At 35.3% G+C, this 21,285-nt stretch carries 18 protein-coding genes; 15 read left to right on the top strand and 3 right to left on the bottom strand.

Annotated elements, in window-relative coordinates:
• The first annotated feature begins 131 nt into the window (after positions 1-131).
• From QY331_15820 to QY331_15770, 11 genes are all read left to right on the top strand, one after another.
• A complete protein-coding gene (locus QY331_15820) occupies positions 132-536 on the top strand; it encodes a hypothetical protein (GenBank protein WKZ69429.1) in 405 nt (134 codons plus the stop codon).
• A 354-nt stretch (positions 537-890) separates the two neighbouring features.
• Positions 891-1,295, top strand: coding sequence for an Rrf2 family transcriptional regulator (locus QY331_15815; protein ID WKZ69428.1), 405 nt, complete (start codon positions 891-893; stop codon positions 1,293-1,295).
• A gap of 38 nt (positions 1,296-1,333) precedes the next feature.
• Positions 1,334-2,704, top strand: a complete 1,371-nt coding sequence (locus tag QY331_15810) for a cytochrome ubiquinol oxidase subunit I (protein ID WKZ69427.1) — start codon at positions 1,334-1,336, stop codon at positions 2,702-2,704.
• Positions 2,705-2,724: 20 nt separating this feature from the next.
• Entirely contained in the window at positions 2,725-3,753 is a 1,029-nt protein-coding gene (gene cydB, locus QY331_15805; protein WKZ69426.1) for a cytochrome d ubiquinol oxidase subunit II, read from the top strand.
• A 237-nt stretch (positions 3,754-3,990) separates the two neighbouring features.
• The gene (locus tag QY331_15800; GenBank protein WKZ69425.1) at positions 3,991-9,012 is read left to right on the top strand and encodes a DUF1349 domain-containing protein; all 5,022 of its coding nucleotides are present in this window, start codon (positions 3,991-3,993) and stop codon (positions 9,010-9,012) included.
• Between the two features lie 185 nt (positions 9,013-9,197).
• Positions 9,198-9,557 carry a hypothetical protein gene (locus QY331_15795; GenBank protein ID WKZ69424.1) on the top strand — a complete coding sequence of 120 codons (360 nt, stop codon included), beginning with the start codon at positions 9,198-9,200 and terminating at the stop codon, positions 9,555-9,557.
• A gap of 109 nt (positions 9,558-9,666) precedes the next feature.
• A complete protein-coding gene (locus QY331_15790; protein ID WKZ69423.1) occupies positions 9,667-10,137 on the top strand; it encodes a PaaI family thioesterase in 471 nt (156 codons plus the stop codon).
• A gap of 131 nt (positions 10,138-10,268) precedes the next feature.
• Positions 10,269-10,847 carry an RNA polymerase sigma factor gene (locus tag QY331_15785; GenBank protein WKZ69422.1) on the top strand — a complete coding sequence of 193 codons (579 nt, stop codon included), beginning with the start codon at positions 10,269-10,271 and terminating at the stop codon, positions 10,845-10,847.
• 1 nt (position 10,848) lies between these two features.
• Positions 10,849-11,808: a HEAT repeat domain-containing protein gene (locus QY331_15780; GenBank protein ID WKZ69421.1), complete on the top strand. Its 960-nt coding sequence runs from the start codon at positions 10,849-10,851 to the stop codon at positions 11,806-11,808.
• 1 nt (position 11,809) lies between these two features.
• The gene (locus QY331_15775) at positions 11,810-12,919 is read left to right on the top strand and encodes a DUF4097 family beta strand repeat-containing protein (GenBank protein ID WKZ69420.1); all 1,110 of its coding nucleotides are present in this window, start codon (positions 11,810-11,812) and stop codon (positions 12,917-12,919) included.
• 18 nt (positions 12,920-12,937) lie between these two features.
• Positions 12,938-14,053, top strand: a complete 1,116-nt coding sequence (locus QY331_15770) for a hypothetical protein (GenBank protein WKZ69419.1) — start codon at positions 12,938-12,940, stop codon at positions 14,051-14,053.
• Between the two features lie 42 nt (positions 14,054-14,095).
• Here QY331_15770 and QY331_15765 read toward each other — a convergent pair whose 3' ends face one another.
• From QY331_15765 to QY331_15755, 3 genes are read right to left on the bottom strand one after another with little or no spacing between them, the layout of a single operon-like run.
• The gene (locus tag QY331_15765; protein ID WKZ69418.1) at positions 14,096-14,530 is read right to left on the bottom strand and encodes an OsmC family protein; all 435 of its coding nucleotides are present in this window, start codon (positions 14,528-14,530) and stop codon (positions 14,096-14,098) included.
• A 54-nt stretch (positions 14,531-14,584) separates the two neighbouring features.
• Complete coding sequence (locus tag QY331_15760; protein ID WKZ69417.1) at positions 14,585-14,821, bottom strand: hypothetical protein; 237 nt, start codon at positions 14,819-14,821, stop codon at positions 14,585-14,587.
• Complete coding sequence (locus QY331_15755; GenBank protein ID WKZ69416.1) at positions 14,811-15,383, bottom strand: RNA polymerase sigma factor; 573 nt, start codon at positions 15,381-15,383, stop codon at positions 14,811-14,813. The genes QY331_15760 and QY331_15755 overlap by 11 nt, the downstream gene beginning before the upstream one ends.
• 266 nt (positions 15,384-15,649) lie before the next feature.
• Here QY331_15755 and QY331_15750 point away from each other — a divergent pair, with 266 nt between their 5' ends.
• The 4 genes from QY331_15750 (at position 15,650) to prfA (ending at position 21,283) form a co-directional block, all read left to right on the top strand.
• On the top strand, positions 15,650-17,959 hold the full coding sequence (locus QY331_15750; GenBank protein WKZ69415.1) for a GAF domain-containing protein: 2,310 nt from the start codon (positions 15,650-15,652) through the stop codon (positions 17,957-17,959).
• Positions 17,960-17,965: 6 nt separating this feature from the next.
• Positions 17,966-18,877, top strand: coding sequence for a tRNA (adenosine(37)-N6)-dimethylallyltransferase MiaA (miaA, locus tag QY331_15745; protein ID WKZ69414.1), 912 nt, complete (start codon positions 17,966-17,968; stop codon positions 18,875-18,877).
• Positions 18,874-20,151, top strand: coding sequence for a hypothetical protein (locus QY331_15740; protein ID WKZ69413.1), 1,278 nt, complete (start codon positions 18,874-18,876; stop codon positions 20,149-20,151). Before miaA ends, QY331_15740 begins: the two co-directional genes overlap by 4 nt.
• Positions 20,152-20,212: 61 nt before the next feature.
• The gene (gene prfA / locus QY331_15735; protein ID WKZ69412.1) at positions 20,213-21,283 is read left to right on the top strand and encodes a peptide chain release factor 1; all 1,071 of its coding nucleotides are present in this window, start codon (positions 20,213-20,215) and stop codon (positions 21,281-21,283) included.
• The last annotated feature ends 2 nt before the right edge of the window (positions 21,284-21,285 follow it).

Raw genomic sequence — 21,285 nt, 5'->3', positions numbered from 1 at the left:
CCCATCTAAGATGATCGATTTGGATGTGAATTCCTCTAACTGATTATAAAATAATAACTTATAAATATGTATTGTCTTTGGCACCCACTTTGTATAATAGGAGTGTAGTTGATCAGAAGAAAGGAGCAATAATGAAAACGATCAAAATATACATAATAGTTTTTGCAATGATGATTTTTAGTACGGTAAGTATTTATGCACAAAAACCGGCAAACTTCTCAAACGTTGTAACTGAAAATCTTATTCACTCGTTAAATCACAATGTAGATGGAGTAGTTGAAGCATCAATATATAACACATTGTTCTTGAGTAAATATTATCCGGATGCCAACATTGAAAAAGTACTTGATGAATTGAATGAAATAGCAATTTCATCAATAAATCCCGTATTAAGATATAAAGCGCAATTAGCGGTTCTTTACATCACAAATTATTCAAATGAAGAATTACGATTGGAAGATTACAAAGAAAATCAATCTGATATATTCAGAATGATTTCATCAAAATTAGAAAATTCATTGTTGGTTTCTAACTAATAATAAGTAAAGTTCCATCCTCCCTGTACCGGCTTATGGAGTTCGTGGGGTCTCCTGAGCCGGTCTTTTATTTTAAAGCAAATCCTAAATTCTAAGTTCGAATTTCTAAACAAATCAAAAGCACAAAATAAAAAGAAAAACTTGACAAATTTTTTTGTAGAGATTTGATTAATCAAATCGCTACGACAACACAAATAAAATTTGACAAATCCTAAGAATAGAAATCAGACATAACATCTTAAAGTTGACTCGAATATCCTCTTTATATATATTATCTCTCAAATAATACATTACTTGTCAGGTTATTATAGAGATTTGATTAATCAAATCTCTACGTAGGATCACTAATAACAGATGCAAACTTACATCACACGCGAACAAGATTATGCACTTCGAATCACTTCAGCTTTAGCCGCACTTAATAAAAACGATCAACTCCCGGTAAGCGAACTTTCAAAACGATTATACATTTCAAAAAATTTTGCTGCACGTATTGTTCATAAACTAGCAAAGAACGGAATCCTTTCAACAACGCAAGGGAAGTATGGCGGAGTTTCATTAAAAAAACAAGCCGATAAACTTTCCGTTTATGAAGTTCTAGAAACTATTGGTTTCAAAACAAAATTAAATCAATGTCTTGATGAAAGATTCCCTTGTGAGTTTTCAAATAAATGTTTGTTCCACTTATTCTTTGATGAAGAAGAAAAAAAACTTCATGAAAAGATGAAGCAAAAAATGATCTCTGAATTTGTGATCTAAAATTTATTTTATTCAACTAAACTATGGAGAATAATTAAATGGATGTTGAAATACTTGCGCGTATTCAATTTGCATTTACAATTGCCTTCCATTATATCTTTCCGCCATTAAGTATTGGGCTTGGTGTAATTCTAGTTATAATGGAAGGGATGTATTTCAAAACGAAAAATCCTCTTTATGAGCGAATGACAAAATTTTGGGTAAAAGTATTCGCATTAACTTTTGCCATCGGTGTTGCCAGCGGTATTGTTATGGAATTTGAGTTTGGTACTAACTGGGCAACGTACTCAAGATTTGTCGGAGATGTTTTTGGTAGCGCCCTGGCAGCCGAAGGAATTTTTGCATTCTTTCTCGAATCCGGATTCTTGGCAATATTAGTTTTTGGCTGGGATAAAGTTGGTCCTAAAACACACTTCTTCTCAACAATAATGGTTTCGCTCGGTTCGATGTTAAGTGCAGTTTGGATTGTTGTTGCAAACTCATGGCAGCAAACTCCCGCAGGTTATCATCTTGTGGGTGAAGGACTAAACATGAGAGCCGAAATTACCGACTTTTGGGCGATGGTTTTTAATCCGTCCTCGATGGAAAGATTGTCTCACGTACTTTCCGGAGCCTGGCTTGCCGGTGCTTTTTTAGTTATAAGCGTGAGTGCATATTATCTTATAAGAAAAAAACATATTGAATTTGCACAACAGTCAATTAAAATTGCTTTAGTGGTTGCATTATTCGCTTCACTATTTCAATTGTTTACCGGGCATCAAAGTGCGATTGGTGTTAGCGAAAATCAACCGGCTAAAATGGCTGCCTTTGAAGGACATTATGATTCTTCAGCCGTTGCACCATTATATTTATTTGGATGGGTTGATGATAAGAAGCAAGAAGTTAAATACGGAATCGCGATTCCCGGATTGTTAAGTTATTTGATCTATGGAGATGCAAGTAAAGAAGTTATGGGATTAAACGCATTTAGACCGGAGGACAGACCGCCTGTTAATATTGTATTTCAAGCATATCACATTATGGTTGCAATTGGTTTCTTCTTAATCGCAATTAGTATAGTAAGTATATTTTATTGGAAGCGAAAAAAATTATTCGAAACAAAATGGCTCTTATGGATTTTGGTTTTCTCGGTACTCGGTCCTCAAATTGCTAATCAAATTGGTTGGATTGCAGCAGAAGTAGGGAGACAACCTTGGATCGTTTATGGATTGTTAAGAACTGCTGACGCACTTTCAAAAGTTGTTGAAGCTAATCAAGTGATATTTTCATTAATTCTCTTTTTTGTAATCTATTCTTTGCTGTTTGTATTGTTCATTTACTTGTTGAATGAAAAAATTCAACACGGACCTGAACAACCCGATACAATTGCATCTGAATATGAAAAGCAAAAAGAAGTTTTAAATCACTAAAAATTAAAGTAGAGGAAATAATGGAATTCACATTTGACTTAAATACAATTTGGTTCATATTAATAGGGGTATTGCTGACCGGCTATGCAATTCTTGATGGCTTTGATTTGGGAGTCGGTTCACTACATCTTCTCGTTAAGGATGACACAGAAAGAAGATTGATGATAAATTCAATCGGTCCGGTTTGGGATGGAAACGAAGTTTGGCTTGTTACAGGCGGCGGAGCTTTGTTTGCTGCATTTCCGCATGTTTATGCAACAGTATTTTCCGGGTTTTATACTGCGTTTATGTTACTTCTGGCGGGATTAATTTTCCGGGCGGTCGCTATCGAATTCAGAAGTAAAAGACCTAGCAAACGTTGGAGAAACGCTTGGGATATCGCTTTTAGTGTATCAAGTATTTTGATTGCATTGCTGATGGGTGTTGCACTTGGAAATATTATCACCGGTGTTCCGCTTGGCGCCGATAAAGAATTTGCCGGAAACTTTTGGTCATTAATTAATCCTTACACCGTTATGGTTGGTATAACTACAGTCGCATTATTTATGATGCACGGCTCAATATATGCAGTACTAAAAACAGAAGGTGAACTTCAAAAAAGATTAAGCGGATGGGTTAATAATACAATCATATTTTTTGTAATAATGTATGTAACAACAACAATGGCTACGTTGATTTATTATCCGCATATGATTGATCACTTTAAAGATTCGCCTGCTTTGTTTCTGGTAGCAATACTAAACATGCTTGCAATAGCAAATATTCCGAGGGAGATACATCACAAAAGAGAGTTCAGAGCTTTTCTTTCTTCTGCGGCAAGTATTGCTGCATTGCTGGCATTGTTTGCTCTTGGCTTATTTCCAAATATAGTTTTATCGAATCCCAATCCGGAATTTTCACTAAACATTTACAATGCGGCATCATCACAAAAGACTCTAAACATTATGTTGATTATGGCAATTATAGGAATCCCTTTTGTTCTTGCTTATACGATTAGCATTTATTGGGTATTCAGAGGAAAAGTAAAACTGAATGCGATGAGTTATTGATATACCAAATCCCCGGGATTTGCAAGCTTAAAAAGTAATAAAGGAAGTTTAGGATACAGTTATTACTATAGAAAAATCCCGGGGATTTATAAATGCATCAATTCAAGCAATCCTTTCATTTTGATACATTCCATAATTTTAAAAAGACCTATTATCAACTAAAATCAAAGCAAAATACTGGTATCACTTTTGCCTCTTACTCTTTGTTAAAAATATCGACCATAAAAAGAGGTAAAGATGAAAACCAGATTCACTCTGTTTTTCATCGTCGCACTTTTATATATATCGCAAGCGACGATGTTTGCACAAGCAACTTTATATGTATCACCAACGGGAGGGAACATTGCACCATATTCCAGTTGGGATGATGCAGCAACCGACATTCAAACTGCTGTTAATGCCGCAAGCACTGGAGATTTAGTACTTGTTGACGATGGCATGTACGCTTTATCAACAAATATTTCCATCACCAAAGGAATCACTGTAAAAAGTGTAAACGGTTATTCAGCATCCATAGTTGATGGCAACAATACAACAAGATGTTTTTACATCGATCACGTTGATGCTGTGCTGGATGGTTTTACAATTCAGAACGGTTACAACCCCGGAAGTTTCGGCGGTAATGTTAACATTGTTAGTGGAGGCACTGTTCAGAATTGTTTTATTACAGGTGGACAAGCACGTGATGGCGGCGGTGTCGCTGTCGATAATAACGGTTTAGTTTATAATTGTATCCTAACCAATAACCTTGCCGATAATAATTCAGGAAGCGGTTATGGCGGTGGTATTCGTTTATTGAACGGTGGAACGGCAAGAAATTGTCTTGTCTACGGAAATACTTCAGTCGGACTTGGTGGAGGTATTAATATTTGGGCGGCTGGAACAATTGAAAATTGTACTGTAGTTGATAATACCGGTCCAAACGGAGCGGGTATTAGAAACCGAGGTACGGCGGTTATGAGAAACACAATTTCTTACTTTAATAACGGAGATAATGTAGTTACTGCTGAAACTTCGGGTAAAACTTATACTAATAATTGCACAACACCGGCTTTACCGTTGGGCACAGGCAATACAACTGATGACCCGTTATTTGAAAACGTAGCCTCTAATGATTTTCATTTGACATCGAGCTCTACTTTAATTAATGCCGGTACAAATCAAGCCTGGATGACGGGAGTTTACGATCTTGACGGTAACGACAGAATTTTAGAAAGCACTGTTGATATAGGAGCTTATGAATACGTGGCAGGTCCTTCAATTATTTCGGATGATTTTAATCCCGAAACTATATTGCAAAGCTTTTGGACATATTATGATCCCGTAGGTGATGTTACTCTAGACATGACCGGGACAAATGCTAATATAGAAATTCCGGGCGGAACCGATCATAATCTTTATACAGGAACTAGTAATAATGCGCCTCGCTTACTTCAAGTAGCACCCGATACCGATTTTCAAATTGAAGTAAAATTTGAATCCGTTCCTTCTTCAACTTATCAGATGCAAGGGTTAATTGTTCAAGAAGATAATGATACTTTTATACGACTTGGACATTATTATGGCAACGGATTAAAATTGTATGTAGCGGTTATTGATGGTTCGAATATTCTTCAAACTCCTTCGGTTGCTACAATTTCCAGTTCTCCTCCATATTTAAGAGTAACTCGTACAGGCAATGACTGGTTATATGAGTATTCAAGCGATGGAAATAATTGGAATACCGCATCATCTTTTACTCAAGCTTTTACGGTAAACCAAGTTGGTTTTTACGGAGGCAATGCAGGCAGCAACCCTCCTTATACAGCAAGCGCTGATTATTTTATGAGCAGCGATGATCCGATAACCGACACCGATACACAAAATACAGATCCACCAACAATCGAAGTTTGGTACGGAGATAATCAAACATTCGGCAATCTTGGCAATCCACAGCAATGGGTAAATATTTTGGGAAGAGTTTCGGATGATAACGGAGTAGCAAGTTTATCCTACAAGTTGAACGGAGGATCTTCAGTTTCATTAAACATCGGACCAAACGGAACTCGTTTACTTAGTGCAGGAGATTTCGTAACAGAAATAGACCGCGCTGACTTAAGCAATGGAATAAATACAGTTGAATTTACTGCAACCGATGCTTTAGGTGCGCAAGCAACTGAATCGGTTACCTTAAATTATGAAGCCGGTAATATTTGGCCTCTTCCGTATACTGCCGATTGGTCAACTATTACAACTTTAGGCGATGTAAATAATATCGCAAATATAGTTGACGGTTTATGGGAATTAACTCCCAATGGAATTCGTACTACAGAGTCAGGTTATGATAGATTAATTGTTTTGGGTGATGAATCCTGGACAACCAACTATGAAGTTACAGCCGAAATGACTATTCATTCTACTACAAGTGGATCAGGTGTTGGTTTTGCAATCGGTTGGCAAGGTCATACCGGAACAGCCTCTCCAAGAACTCAATGGCCGCTTGAAGCAATCGGCTGGATCAGAAATTTTAATTCATTAAGAATTCTCACGTATACTTCAGGTATTGTTGCATCACAGAGTTATTCTATGAGTTACAATACAAAATATTTATTAAAAGCTAAGTCCGAAGATATCGGTGGTGGACAAAGTAAATTTTCCGTTAAGATTTGGGCAGATGGCGATACCGAACCTGCGAGCTATATGATTTCGGCGGATATAGCGGATAGAAACGGTTCAGTACTTTTAATAACACATATGGCTGATGTAACTTGGGGAACAATTTCGATAGAACCGTTGAGTGGGAATTTTACACCACAATTTACAAGTTCTCCGATTACAAATGCACAAGTTGATCAAGCTTATAATTATAACATTACAGCTTCGGATCCGAATGCCGGAGATATTCTTACAATTACTGCCCCAACATTACCAAGCTGGTTAACTTTTATAGATAATGGAAATGGCAGTGCTACTTTATCCGGAACTCCTACGAGCGCTAATTTGGGAACACATTCTGTTCAACTTTTAGTAGATGACGGAAACGGTGAAACTGCCGAGCAAAACTTTACTATTACTGTAACTCCAGATGCAAGCTCACTTCCATTTTCGGATCAATTCTGTGGACCGGATATTGAATCGTACTGGACTATTTATGATCCTTACGAAAACCAAGCTGGAGAATCCACGTTTGGTATTAACGATGGAGTATTGGAAATATCAATCCCTAGCGGGGTTTCGCATGATTTAGCTTCTAATTCCTCGCCAAGAATCTTACAAACAATTCTCGATGATGATTTCGGAGTTGAGGTTAAATTTAATTCAGTTCCATCGGTGCAATATCAGATGCAGGGAATAATTGTTCAAGGAACAGGTTATAGATTAAGATTCGAAACATACTTTGGCGGGCAGAATTATTTTTACGCAAACGGTTATGGGGCTGCATTCGGTGCTGCTATTAATCAAGCAATTGGTGGACCTATTCCCGCATACTTACGCGTTATTAGAACAGGTGATGATTTTGCATTTGATTATTCTTATGACGGATCAACCTGGACAAACATCGTCACAAGAACAATTCCTGTTGCAGTATCTGAAGTTGGACTATATGGTGCTAACCATAATCCAAATCCTGCATTTACGGTTGAAGCTGAATATTTCAGAAACACTAATGATCCAATTCCTTCATGCAGTTTTGTTGAAGTTACTTCACCTAACGGCGGAGAAATTTGGGCAGGTAGTTCAACACAAAATATTACATGGACAAGCACAGATGTAACAAACGTAAATATTGAATTCTCATCAGACAATGGCTCTAATTGGAATACTGTTGCAACTTCGGTTGACGCTTCAACAGGTACATTTGCTTGGGCTGTTCCAAATATTAGTTCAAATGAATGTTTAATAAGAGTAAGTGATACCGATGATGCAAACACTTTTGATATCAGTGATGCTTCCTTTACAATAAATTATACTGTTACTGATCCGACCATTACAATCGGATCCGCAACAACAGTTGCCGGTTCTTATGTTACAATTCCTATTGATCTGACAGCACCGACCGGATTCAAAATCGATTATTTACTGCAAGGTAAAATTCATTTCAACGCAAGTAAATTGAAATTCTTATACGGCGGATATGATCCAGGTATGCTGGTAAACGATTTTGCTTGGAACGGAACATTTTATTCCGCATTCCCCGGAACAGTTGATATAATTCTTTCGGGAAATACTCCAATAAATGCAAACGGAACATTATTCTACTTAACATTCCAAGTGATTGATGCAAATGCCGGAAGTACAGATTTAACTTCATCAACTTCAGAATTCCCGGTAGATGTTCTGGAATATCCTTTGACAGTTGTAAATGGAACCGTTGCATATAGCGCAGGTTCAGGTACATCGACTAATAGAGGCGACGCTACATTAAATTATATTGTTGACGTATTCGATGCGCTCGCTGTTATTTATCATTGGATTGGTTTATATCCATTAAGCGGACAAGCGTTTATAAATGCGGATGCTGATTTTGACGGCAATGTAGATATTGACGATTACTTACGAATTATATTCTTCATCTATCTGCATGATTGGGATTTTGTATTCCCAAGCGTTTCTCCAAGCAGTAGTATTGCTTTAGGAGGAGCGTCATTTGAAAACTCTGAAATGATAACCATACCTATTGATTTGGCAAACTCAACTAATGTTCAATCGGCTGAAGTTACTTTTGAATTTAATCCGATCGAGTTTGAGTATATAAATACAAATTCAGAATTAACCGGGAATGCAAATCTAAAGACAGCCGTTAAGGATGGTAAGGTTACGGTTGTCGGTGTTAGTACTCAAGAAATACAAAACGGAAATATTGGAGCTGTTAAATTTAAGAAACTAACCAACAATACAAATTCCAAAATCTCATCAACGTATAAGTTGAATAACGGTAAAGCATCAGGAAGTAATTTATTATCGATTGGCAACGGAACAATTACTGATGTAAAGGAAGACGATAATGAAATCCCTATCAAGTATGAATTATCACAAAATTATCCGAATCCTTTTAATCCCACAACGATAATTAAATTTGCCGTTCCTAAAGCCGGCTACTATCATTTGAATGTTTATAATATTCTTGGACAAAAGATGATGACACTTGTAGAAGGACAATTACAAGCAGGTTATCATTCGTCGGTTTTTGATGGTGCTAATCTCGCCTCCGGAATTTATATCTATAGTCTGGAAGGTGAGAATGTTAATCTTTCCCGGAAGATGTTGTTGATAAAATAACATCCTCCATTTGGCTGGAAAGGGAGTCTACGGACTCCCTTTTTTTATATCTTCTTTCAATAACTTTACAAGATATATTGTTCTAATATCTTGTGACTGCTAGCAATAAATTTTCTCATTTCATAAAATTCTATTTCAATGATCTTACTTTTTCCATATCTTAATTTAGACATCGAGAGGTTATTATGGAATCAAATTATCGAATAGAAAACAAGACCCTCTATATTACCACGGAGGGGGTAAACAACAATCTTGATGATGTAAAACAATTCAGTCACACAATGTTCGAACTGTGTTTGAGAAATAGCTGTGATAAAATATTGGCTGATGATAGATTACAAGAAAATAATCTCAGTGATTTTGAGTTGTTTGAGCTAGCGGAATATCAATCGCATATAATGCCCGCAATTATTAAGATGGCGATAGTGACTAATAAAAAACAATTGGAAAAAATTAGACTCTGGGAAAATACTGGTCGAAACAGAGGTGCGAAAGTAAAGCTTTTTATCGATTTAGAAACTGCCAATCAATGGTTAAATGAGTAGTCGATTCTTAAAATCCCGATTACATTAAAACTCACAATCGAAAAACTATAAGTTTTCAATCATCAGCAAATTTCTTAAATTTTATCTCAACTAATCACAAAAGAAAATTATGAATAAACTTGCATTTCAAGATTTCTATCCTGATGACGTGGCACATTGTTACGGCTGCGGTAAACTTAACGATCGCGGTCATCAAATAAAAACTTATTGGGATGGTGAAGAAACTGTTACCAGATTCACACCAAAGGATTATCATACCGCAATTCCGGGTTTTGTTTACGGCGGATTAATTGCCTCGCTTATTGATTGTCACGGAACAGGATCTGCTGCAGCGGCAATGTACAAACATGAAAACAGAGAAATGGATACAGATCCGCCGTTACGATTTGTAACTGCACAATTGAATGTAACTTATTTAAAACCAACTCCACTCGGTCCCGAGCTAATTCTAAAGGGAAAGATTCGTGAAGTAAAAGGGAAAAAAGTAATTGTAGATGTAGAACTTTTTGCGGATGAGCAACTCTGTGCAAAAGGTGAAGTGATTGCGGTTAAAATACCGGAAATTTTGCTTCAAAAATAAACTTCGTAGAGATTTGATTAACTTGTCCGCCCATGGCGCGATCAAATCTCTACAAAAAATCAGTAAATTTCTACATATTTCCCTACAACCTTTCTATAATTTCTTAGTCTAATTGTAAAGAGACGACAATTATGCAAGAAGATTTTAAATTAATTAAACAAGCACAAAAAGGCGATCAATTGGCTTTTGAACAATTGGTTTATCGTTATGACCGTCAAGTTATAAATATTGCAATGTCGTTCCGAAACAATGAGGATGATGCAAAAGATATTTATCAAGAAGTTTTTATAAGAGTTTTTAGAGGATTAAAAAATTTCCAATTCAAAAGTGAATTTTCAACTTGGCTCTTTAGAATAACAACGAATGTCTGCATAACACACAAAGAGAGAAAAGAAAGAAGCATGCATAAATCATTGGATGAAGAATTGAATAACAATGAAGAAGATATAAGAACCAGAGGAGATATGATCGAATCTGAGATTTCATTGGCAAAAGAAACCGAGAGTAATGAAAACCAAAAATATATAAACGACGCATTGGAACAACTTCCTGTTCAACAAAAAATGGCATTTACATTAAAATACTTTGACGGATATAAAATAAAAGAAATTGCAGAAATGATGCAGTGCGCAGAGGGAACGGTTAAAAGATATTTATTTAATGCGTCACAAAAAATGCGCAGCCAATTAAAAGGTGTAATTGAGGTTTGAAATGAAACATGAAAAGATTCTGGAAATGATTGAGTTATATGTTCTTGATGAACTTAATCAAGAAGAAAGAGAATTGATTGAAAATAAAATTCTTGAATCCGATGAATATAAAAAAGAATATGAATCATTAAAAAAATTCTATTCGTCTGTTCAAGATGTAAAACCATCTCCGGTAAATGAACATACATTGCAAAATTTTAGAAAAGAATTGCTTAACAAAATTGAAATCGAAAAAGAAAAATTCGTAAAGAAATCAATATCGATTTGGGAAAAACTTTTTGTAGGTAGTTACAAACCGGCATTCGCGATGGCAACAACTTTGCTGGTTGGTTTCTTTCTCGGTTATATAATTTTCAGTTCATCGCATACACAAACAATTCCGGCTAAGAATCAAAACGAAGTTGATCTTGATGCGATAGACAACAACGAAATAAACATTTCAAACATTCGTTTTGCAAATCCTTTTTCTGATGAAGGAGAAATCGAAATTAAATTTGACGCGGTTAAACCGATATCTTATAAAGGAGACGCGAGTGATCCGAGAATCCAAAGATTATTAGCTGCAGCTCTCACTTCTTCCGATAATCCCGGTTTAAGAATCAGGTCAGTAAATACACTTTCATCTCAAACATCACAATCAACTTTAATGGATCCGAAAGTTAAGCAAGCTTTAATAAATGCACTCAAAACAGATCAGAACGCAGGTGTAAGAAGAGAAGCCTTAAACGCGTTAATGAAATTTCCGTATGATGATGATATAAGAGACGCTTATTTGTTCACACTTACGAACGATTCAAATCCCGGACTTAAAGTAGCGGCAATAAATGCCTTGGCAGAATTAAAACTGCAAGGCAGATCTATAGATAACGAACTTAAAAATATTATTGATAATGAATTAGGAAACGGCGATGAAGAATATATAAAACTTAAAGCCGCTTCATTAATTCGTGAGGAGTTTTAAAATGAATAAATCGATAACAATATTAATGCTGTTGCTTGCTTCCGTCGTTTTTGCACAGAGAGATGTTGTAACAAAAACCATAGAAGCAAAAAGGGGCGGAACACTTGAGTTGGAAGCTAATCCCGGTGATATCTTCATTAAGACTTGGAACAAGAACGAAGTACTTCTTAAAGTTGACGGACTCGACAAAAATGAAGCAGAGTATCTCGAAGTAAAGTCATCCGGTGATATAATTACAGTAAAATATAACAGTAAATACGGATGGGGTGGAAGTGCTGATTATTTTATAACCGTTCCTTCCGAAATGAATTTGTCTCTGCTTACAACCGGCGGTGATATCGAAATACAAAATGATTTAACCGGGAATGTAAAAGTAAATACAATGGGCGGTGATATAGAAGTTCATAATATCAACGGCAACGCTCAGCTTGAAACAATGGGGGGAGATATTACTTTTAGAGATATTTCGGGCGATGTAAAAATTTCTTCTCAAGGCGGAAATCTTTCAGGTGGAAATATTAAAGGATCATCTTCCGAATTAAAAACGATGGGCGGAGATATTCGTCTCAATAAAATTAATAATGTTAAAAAGGTTACAACCTTCGGCGGTAATATTGACGTCAAAGAATCAACCGGTGATGTTGAACTTACAACCTTCGGCGGCAATATAAGATTAACTGCCGGACAAAACAGTGTTAAAGCAAAAACATACGGCGGAAATATTTATGTCGGTAAAGCTAACGGCGATGTGGACGTTAACACAGGTGCGGGAAATATCGAACTAAAACAAATTTCAGGTAACATTAAAGCAAAAACTTCCGCGGGAAATATCGAAGCGGAAATCTTATCACTTTCTAACAAAGAATCGGACTTAAAAGCATTCTCCGGTGATATTAGATTAATAATTTCTTCAAATGTAAAAGCAACAATCGATGCCGAAGCTACAACCGTCGATTGGAATAAAGATAAGAGTAGAATTATCAGATCGGACTTCCCGGGTAAGATTGAAGATAAACGCAGTAGAGTAGTCGGTGAATTTTTAATAAACGGCGGCGGAGCAAAAATTAATTTGAAAACCAACTTAGGTGAAATCCAAATCAACAAAAAGTAATTAACCATTGGGGGAAAAATGAAACAAACTAAACTTGCTGTATTAACAATCCTGTTCTCACTTTCTGTAATCTTTGCGTATCCGCAAGTAAAGAAAGAGATTAATGTAAAAGCGGGACAAAAACTCGAAGTTAATCTTAAAACCGGTGCGGGTATTGAAATTGAAGGCTGGGATAAAAACATTGTTGAAGTTGATGTCGATATTACCGGAAGAGACGCTGACGATGTTATCGTTGACATTTCGGAAACATCAAACGGAGTTTTAGTAACAACCGAATTCGAAACAAGAACACATAATAATTCAACCAAAGGAAAAGTGAAAGTAAAAGTTCCTTATAAGTTTGATCTTAAACTCAAAACTACCGGCGGTGGAATATCTATCGAAAATGTTGAAGGAAATTTAACCGGAACAACCATGGGCGGTTCTCTTTCCTTAAAAAATCTAAAAGGTGATCTCGAACTGAAAACGATGGGCGGTTCTATTGAACTAATCGATTCCGAAGTTGACGGTGAAGTTAGTACCATGGGCGGAAGTGTTCTTGTTGAAAACGTTATCGGTGATGTTGATGCTTCAACTATGGGAGGAACAGTAACTCAAAAAAATGTAAAGAGCAGTAAAGGTTCAACCGGTAAAGAAGTAAAAATGAAAAGTATGGGCGGATCAATTAATGTTGATGAAGCGATAAACGGTGCCAATGTAAGTACAATGGGAGGAAGTGTAAGGGTAAACAAAGCTGCCGAATATGTAAAAGCTTCCACTATGGGCGGAAGTGTTTTAATTAAAGAAATTGCAGGCTGGGTTGATGCCTCAACAATGGGCGGTGATGTTGAAGTTACTGTTGTCGGAACAGAAGGCAAACGAGATGTAAAACTTTCTTCGATGAGCGGCGATATTACATTATATGTTCCCGCCGATCTTTCAATGGACATAGAAATTGAAATTATTTACGATGACGGTGATGAAGATGATGTTGATGTTATAAGTGATTTCAACTTATCCGAAAAAGTTGAAGATGCCGGAAGCAAATGGAAGAGTCACGATAATAAACTTGTCGCTACCGGAGTAACTGGTTCCGGGTCAAATAAAATAAAAATAACTACGGTACACGGAAAAGTTTACCTCAAAAAATCATAAATCCTTCGTAGAGACTTGATTAATCAAGTCTCTACAAAACATTTATTCTGCTACTACATTCATCTCTAATTTTATATTTGTCTTCATCGAATTGGAAATCAAACAATGATTTTCTGCTTTTTCCACTATTCGTTGTGCGCGTTCAATATCTTTTTCTTCCGTAACAACAACTTTTGGCTTTAACACAATTTCGGAAATCATAAAACGACCATCAACTTTTTCCATCTTGCCAACTCCGTCGCATTCGAAACTCTTAAAATCTAACTTGGAATTTTCTGCAATTGCTAAAAATGTTGTCATCAAACAAATATTTGCAGACGCTACATATAAATGTTCAGGCGACCATGTATTTGGAACTCCTTTTGGAAACTCGGGAGGAGTTGCAACTTCAATTGTCGGCATTGTCGGCTCAATCAATTCACCTTTTCTTCCTTCGGTCCATCTAACAGTCGTATTATAATAATGTACGTTATCCATTTATTTACTCCGGTTTTATTGTATTAAAATTTATTGTGGTATTAATGCGGATGGTTATTCGTCAAGTCCTAAAAAATCAAGTAATCGTTTGTGTGTATCATCATCAACTTCAACATTATACTTTTTATAAAACTGAATTGTCGTATCGACACTCTTAAAATATTTTTGACAGCTATCGCAATTATCCAAATGTGATTTTATCGCAACGCATCTCGGTGAATCGAGGTCTTCACCAAGATTATCACAAATGTGATTCATTACTTCTTTGCAGCTGACTTTTTCAGTTTTCATAACTTAGTTTTGCATTTAATTCATTTCTTAAAAAAGCTCTCGCTCTATGAAGTCTGGATTTAACAGCAGCAATAGAGAGATCGGTAACCTTTCCGGTTTCTTCTGTTGATAAACCTTCGACATCACGCAGCAAAAAAACAACTCTATAATCCGCTGGTAATTTTTTAATTGCTTCGTCAAGCATTTCCCGCAGTTCATTGTTTTCGGAAATTTGATCGGGGGTAATTTTCCAATCGGCAATATTATTTTCCGAAATCAAACCTTCATCATCATCAATAGAAATTGAACCGTGTTCATGTTTCTTTTGTGAACGAGCAAGCATCATACAATGATTTGAAACAACGGTATAAAGCCAAGTCGAGAGTTTAGATTTTCCGCTGAACTGACCGATGTTTTTTACCATACTCATAAAAGTTTCTTGCATGGTATGTTCGGCTCGTTCTTTATTTCGGCAAATCTTAAACGAAAAATTATATACCGTCTGCTCGTAATTTTTTACGAGCTGAGATAATGCGGCTCTATCTCCGTTTTGAGCTTTCTCAATTAGTAGTTCTTCGCTCATCCAATTTGATGTTTTGATTTATGAAAAGATTCAATCTTACTTAACGTGAATGTACATGAGTTTCAAATTTAGCTATTAACAAAACCAAGTCCAAAATCCAAAAAAGTGATTCTTTTTACTGTAAATAAGGAATTTTACGAAGTAAAATCGACATGACATTTTGCTTTTGCACAAGTTTTTTGTTAATCTTTAACCGTTTTTATAGTATTTTAAAAGATATAAATCAAAGTAGGGCAGTCACATAGTATAATTTGAATCTTGTCATTATGGAAAATCAATTATATATCGCGCTTCAAAGCAATAAATTATTTCTTGATATCGATATACAGGAAGTTGATCTGACCGACGTTAAGGGTGAATTGAAACCTCTTAAAGAAGGTGAAATATTATATCGAGAAGAAAATCCTGCCGATAAAATTTATTTAGTTGTCAGTGGTGAAGTTAATCTTCTTAAAAAGAAATTACTTGGATCAACCAAGTCGTTTATATTTAGTGAAAATGATTTCTTCGGTTACGATGAAATTGCAGAAGAGACTTCAAGAACATCAACCGCCGTTGCTTTACGCGATAGTTATTTAATTGCTTTTTCCAAAGATGAAGTGAATGCGCTGATTGATCAGAACCATATGATCAAAACAAACTTATTAAATTATTCCGATATTGAACCGCAAGGTGAACAAGAATACACCGAAGATGAAGTTTATCCGGGTTTTGAAAGTGAACATGAAAGCCCACAGTTTAAAGATAAAAAAACAGATGTAACTTCGTTTGAACAGAGCTTGAAGGATGATTTAATAGATAAACATGATTCTAAAATTGACGAAGAAGCTTCGCTCTATGAAGAAGAAATTGATGAAACATACGATAAACTGCATGTACCTGAAGAAAAATCGGATTATAATCTAAAGGAAAAAGAAGATAAAGCCGATGAACCGCTTTTCCCGGAAGAAGAAGAATCATTAGATGATTACGTTTCAGATAATGACGAAACATTTTCTGAATTATCTTCGCTTGATGACAGGAAAGTAAACGAAACAGAAGACAAACCGAAGAAACCTAAATACACAGATTTTGATGAAGCTTTCCTTGAAGCATTTCACAATGAGGAGAAAAAGGACAAGCCAACTACAGAAACATCAACCGAACCGGAAAACTTTAGTTTTGATGAAGATAAACCTGTTGAGCAAGATGAATTTATATCGGAGAATGAAGAAGTAAGTCAAACCGAAGACTTTAAATTGGAAGAAGAAACTCATTCCGATTCGTTCGATAAAGATTACAATGAAAATATTCTTCCGGAAGAAAAAATATCTTATTCAAAAAGTACATTCGAAGATAAGATAGAAAATGGAAGTCCGGCAAAAACCCATGACTCTTCTTTTACATCAAATACAAAGTTACAATCCGATCAATTAAAGAAGATTATAAAAGCATTACAGCTTGTTAATTCCAACATTAAAATTGATGATGTACTTCAAAACATTGTGAATGTAGCAACCGAGTTAACACAAGCCGATAGGGGAACTCTATATTTAATAGATCGCGAACGAAATGAACTTTGGTCAAAAATTGCAATGGGCAGCGAGACTAAAGAAATTCGACTTTCAATTGGTGAAGGTGTTGCCGGATGGGTTGCACAAAATAGACAAACCGTTAACATTGAAGATGTAGCCCAAGATCAAAGATTCAAATCTGATGTAGATCGTTCATCAGGGTATCAAACAAAAAGTATGTTGTGTTTCCCGTTAAAGGACCGTGAAGATAACGTTGTAGGTGTAATTCAATTACTTAACAGCAAAAACGGTCATTTCACCGAAAAGGATGAAGAGTTTTTAAACGCAATATCAATTCAATGTTCACTCGCTTTACAAAATGCGGAAATGCTTGAAAAGTTTCTTCAGGGTGAACGAGTGCAATCGCTTGGTAAGATGACAAACTTTTTAATTCAAGATATTAAGAAACCTGTTCTAGTAAGTAAACGTTACGCAGAACATCTTAAGTCAAAAGAATTGAATAAAGATGCGGCGCAAATTGTTGAAATGATTTTAGAACAATTAACTCAAGTCGCCGACTTGGTTCAAACTACCGCTAGTTATTCCGAAGGAAAAGCTGTATTAAGAACTTCGAGAATAAGTTTGAATGAAACACTTACCGAGTTCGCAGATCGTTTGAACTCTTATGTAAAATCAAGAAACTGTAATATCAGTAATGAATTTGATAAGGATGTTAAAGTACAGATGGATGTTAAAGAATTTTTCCAATGTTATAATCATATTGTAAGGAATGCATGCGACGCAATGCCGGAAGGCGGGAAAATTCATATTGCTACTAAATTTTCTAAAGATAAAAATGCCGTGGTTATATCAATAAAAGATGAAGGTCTGGGAATTCCAGACAGTTTAGTTGATAAACTTTTTGAACCGTTTATGACACACGGTAAAAAAGAAGGAACCGGACTTGGTTTAACAATTACAAAAAAAATTGTCGAAAGTCACTCAGGTACAATTAACGTAGTTAGTAATTTGGGTGAAGGCGCTACATTTAATATAGCATTGCCTATCAGCTCTTCTTTATAAATTATTATGAGTTATAATCTCATAACCATTCTTGGTCCAACAGCCGTTGGTAAAACGAAATTAGCCGCTCAACTTGCAAACGAATTTAACGGTGAAATTATATCTGCAGATTCACGCCAAGTTTATAAGGGAATGGATATTGGAACCGGAAAAGATTTAGATGACTATAAAATAAAAGGCAAAACTGTTCTTTATCATTTGATAGATGTTATATCGCCGAGAGAAGAATTCGATCTTTATAAGTTTGTCAATTTATTTCATCAAAGTTATAAAGACATTAATTCAAGAAATAGAATTCCGTTTTTAGTAGGCGGTACGGGGCTCTATCTTCATTCAATTTTATCAAACTATCAACTTATCGATGTTGATTTTAATTCGGAGCGGGCAAAAGAGTTGTTAGCATTGGATGAATCCGAATTAAGAGAAATTCTCTTACAAAAGAAATCCACTTTCCATAATACAACAGATCTTTTAGATAAAGAGAGGATTGTTAAAGCAATATTAATTTCTGAATCCACAAAGGAAAATGAAATTAAGAATAAGATTAGTTCATTGACGATAGGAATTTATCTAGAACGAAGTGTGATTAAAAACCGAATTACGGAAAGATTAAAATCACGTTTGAAGAACGGTATGATTGAAGAAGTTAAAGAATTATTACACAATGGAATTAGTCATGATAAACTCCAGTTCTTTGGTCTGGAATATAAATACATAAGCTTATTTATTAAAGGTGAACTTAGTTACAATGACATGTTCCAAAAGTTAAATAGCGCAATACATAATTTTGCAAAGAAACAGATGACATGGTTTAGGAAAATGGAACGAGAAGGAATTAAAATGCATTGGATTGAAGGCCCAGATTATGATAAAGCTAATCGTATCATTACCAATGAATTCTTTGGTAAAAATATATGAATTTGTTTTTACCGAGCCAGATCAAACAATATTTAGAAAAGAGAGCTAATGAAAAATGGCTGAACTTCAACGTTGATCAAAAATTCAATTTAGTGGTTGTTGTTCCCGCAATTAAAGAGTTAGATAACATTCCAATATTAATTGATTCGCTTTCCCAAAATGACGAAGAAGCAAAAAGTAAATCCTTAATCTTGTTTGTAATTAATAATTCCGAACAAAGCTTAGATGATGTTGTTAACAACAATAAACATTCCTTAACTCTACTTAAGAAATTAAAACACGATGCAAATACTCATGCATTAAATATTGAATACATTGATGCTTCGTCAAAAGGTAGAGAACTGCCTGCGAAAGATGCCGGAGTGGGATTGGCTAGAAAAATTGGTATGGATCAAGCTTTGCTTTATGCTGACTATCTTTCTCAAAGTTTGATTGTATGTTTAGATGCGGATTGTAAAGTCGAATCAAATTACTTATCGACACTTCTTAACTATACAAATAAAGATATCAAAGCCGGAGTCATAAAGTATGCTCATGAAATGGATAATGAAGCAATCATAAATTATGAAATATTTTTGCGTTACTATGTTCTGGGATTAAAGTTCGCAGATTCTCCGTATGCTTATCATTCAATAGGATCATGTATGGTTATTGATCCAATAACTTATGTAAAGATCGGCGGCATGAATAAAAAGAAAGCGGGCGAGGATTTTTATTTTTTAGAGAAAGCAGCAAAACTTGTTGAAATTATTTCTATTGATGAAACAACAGTTATAGCATCATCCAGAAAATCATGGCGGGTTCCATTCGGTACAGGTCAGCGTATGACAAGATTCTATAAAAAAGTACGTGATGAATATGTTCTTTATGATCCACAATCTTTTATAATTCTCAAAAAATTTTTACAACTATTTCTATCTGATGATAATTATTCATCACAAAAAATTTTATCAGAGACAAAATTAATCTGCCCGGAATTAAATCAATTTTTAGTAAACAATAATTTCGAATCAGCATATCAGCAAATTATTAAGAACTCAAAATCAGCCGAACAATTAAATCGTCAAAAAAAAATTTGGTTTGATTCATTTAAGACATTGAAACTAGTTCATTTTTTAAGAGACAATGGTTATCCAGAAATGCCGATGTTCGATGCGCTAAATAATGTTTATACACAGCTTGGCTTGATTGAATTAGAGTTGCATAAAGAGAATCTACTTCCGTCCATCCAAAAACAAATAGAATATCTCAATTTATTAAGAAAACTCACATAATTACGTTTTAGATTTTGGAAATCAACTTTGGTATATTTGATTCCTATTTTCAGAGGATATGATGGATTTACTAGAAAAATTAAGAGAAGTGAAAGAAAAGTTTGATAGGATAAACATACAGCTATCCGATCCCGCTACTTTAAGTGACCAAGAGAAGTTAATTAAACTAAGTCGTGAACGAAGTCATCTAGAGGATATTGTTGAAGCTTATGAAAAATACAAAAGTGTAATTGAAAACTTGGAAGAAAACAAAGATATATTATATTCATCCAAAGATAAAGAACTGGTAGAGATTGCAGAAGCTGAATTAGATGAGCTCGAAACAAGAAAAATCGAATTAGAAGATGAAATTAAGTTTTTATTAATTCCAAAAGATCCAGCCGACGATAAACCGGCAATTATGGAAATCCGTGCCGGTACAGGCGGAGATGAAGCCGGATTATTTGCTGCTGATCTCTTGAGAATGTACACTCGTTACGCTGAAGTTAAAGGTTGGAAATATGAGTTAATCGATATTAACGAAGGCGCAATGGGTGCTATCAAAGAAGTTGTGCTTAATATTACAGGTAAAGGTGTTTACGGGGACTTAAAATTTGAAAGTGGTGTACATAGAGTTCAACGTGTTCCCGAAACTGAAGCAAGCGGAAGAGTTCATACCTCTGCTGCATCAGTGGTAGTTTTACCTGAAGCGGAAGATGTTGAAGTGGATGTTGATCCTAATGACATTAGAGTTGATGTGTACAGAAGCGGTGGTGCAGGCGGACAAAATGTTAACAAAGTTGAAACAGCAATAAGACTTACTCACATTCCAACCGGAATTGTTGTTCAATGTCAGGATGAAAGATCACAACTAAAAAACCGTCAAAAAGCAATGAAAGTTTTAAAAGCAAGATTATATGATTTGAAACTCCAAGAACATAACAGCAATATTGCACAACAAAGAAAAACAATAGTTAAGAGCGGTGATAGAAGTGATAAAATACGTACATATAATTATCCCCAAAATAGAGTCACCGACCACAGAATCGGTTTAACACTATACAACCTTTCAGAAGTTATGGAAGGTGTAATAGATGAGCTGATAGAAAAAATAAAAATAGCCGACAGAACTGAGAAGTTGAAAGCGGTGTAAGC

Source organism: Melioribacteraceae bacterium, from assembly GCA_030584085.1.
Classification (GTDB): domain Bacteria; phylum Bacteroidota; class Ignavibacteria; order Ignavibacteriales; family Melioribacteraceae; genus SURF-28.
The sequence above is the reverse complement of the archived record's forward strand: the minus strand, read 5'-3'. Positions and strand labels throughout refer to the sequence as shown.

Excerpts from the sequence above, each read along its gene's own strand:
- QY331_15780 (WKZ69421.1), top strand. The coding sequence starts at position 10,849 with ATGAAACATGAAAAGATTCTGGAAATGATTGAGTTATATGTTCTTGAT.
- QY331_15785 (WKZ69422.1), top strand. The coding sequence starts at position 10,269 with ATGCAAGAAGATTTTAAATTAATTAAACAAGCACAAAAAGGCGATCAA.
- QY331_15760 (WKZ69417.1), bottom strand. The coding sequence starts at position 14,821 with ATGAAAACTGAAAAAGTCAGCTGCAAAGAAGTAATGAATCACATTTGT.
- QY331_15750 (WKZ69415.1), top strand. The coding sequence starts at position 15,650 with ATGGAAAATCAATTATATATCGCGCTTCAAAGCAATAAATTATTTCTT.
- prfA (WKZ69412.1), top strand. The coding sequence starts at position 20,213 with ATGGATTTACTAGAAAAATTAAGAGAAGTGAAAGAAAAGTTTGATAGG.
- QY331_15770 (WKZ69419.1), top strand. The coding sequence starts at position 12,938 with ATGAAACAAACTAAACTTGCTGTATTAACAATCCTGTTCTCACTTTCT.
- QY331_15795 (WKZ69424.1), top strand. The coding sequence starts at position 9,198 with ATGGAATCAAATTATCGAATAGAAAACAAGACCCTCTATATTACCACG.
- QY331_15815 (WKZ69428.1), top strand. The coding sequence starts at position 891 with ATGCAAACTTACATCACACGCGAACAAGATTATGCACTTCGAATCACT.
- cydB (WKZ69426.1), top strand. The coding sequence starts at position 2,725 with ATGGAATTCACATTTGACTTAAATACAATTTGGTTCATATTAATAGGG.
- QY331_15755 (WKZ69416.1), bottom strand. The coding sequence starts at position 15,383 with ATGAGCGAAGAACTACTAATTGAGAAAGCTCAAAACGGAGATAGAGCC.
- QY331_15775 (WKZ69420.1), top strand. The coding sequence starts at position 11,810 with ATGAATAAATCGATAACAATATTAATGCTGTTGCTTGCTTCCGTCGTT.
- QY331_15820 (WKZ69429.1), top strand. The coding sequence starts at position 132 with ATGAAAACGATCAAAATATACATAATAGTTTTTGCAATGATGATTTTT.
- QY331_15740 (WKZ69413.1), top strand. The coding sequence starts at position 18,874 with ATGAATTTGTTTTTACCGAGCCAGATCAAACAATATTTAGAAAAGAGA.
- QY331_15790 (WKZ69423.1), top strand. The coding sequence starts at position 9,667 with ATGAATAAACTTGCATTTCAAGATTTCTATCCTGATGACGTGGCACAT.
- QY331_15765 (WKZ69418.1), bottom strand. The coding sequence starts at position 14,530 with ATGGATAACGTACATTATTATAATACGACTGTTAGATGGACCGAAGGA.
- QY331_15810 (WKZ69427.1), top strand. The coding sequence starts at position 1,334 with ATGGATGTTGAAATACTTGCGCGTATTCAATTTGCATTTACAATTGCC.
- miaA (WKZ69414.1), top strand. The coding sequence starts at position 17,966 with ATGAGTTATAATCTCATAACCATTCTTGGTCCAACAGCCGTTGGTAAA.
- QY331_15800 (WKZ69425.1), top strand. The coding sequence starts at position 3,991 with ATGAAAACCAGATTCACTCTGTTTTTCATCGTCGCACTTTTATATATA.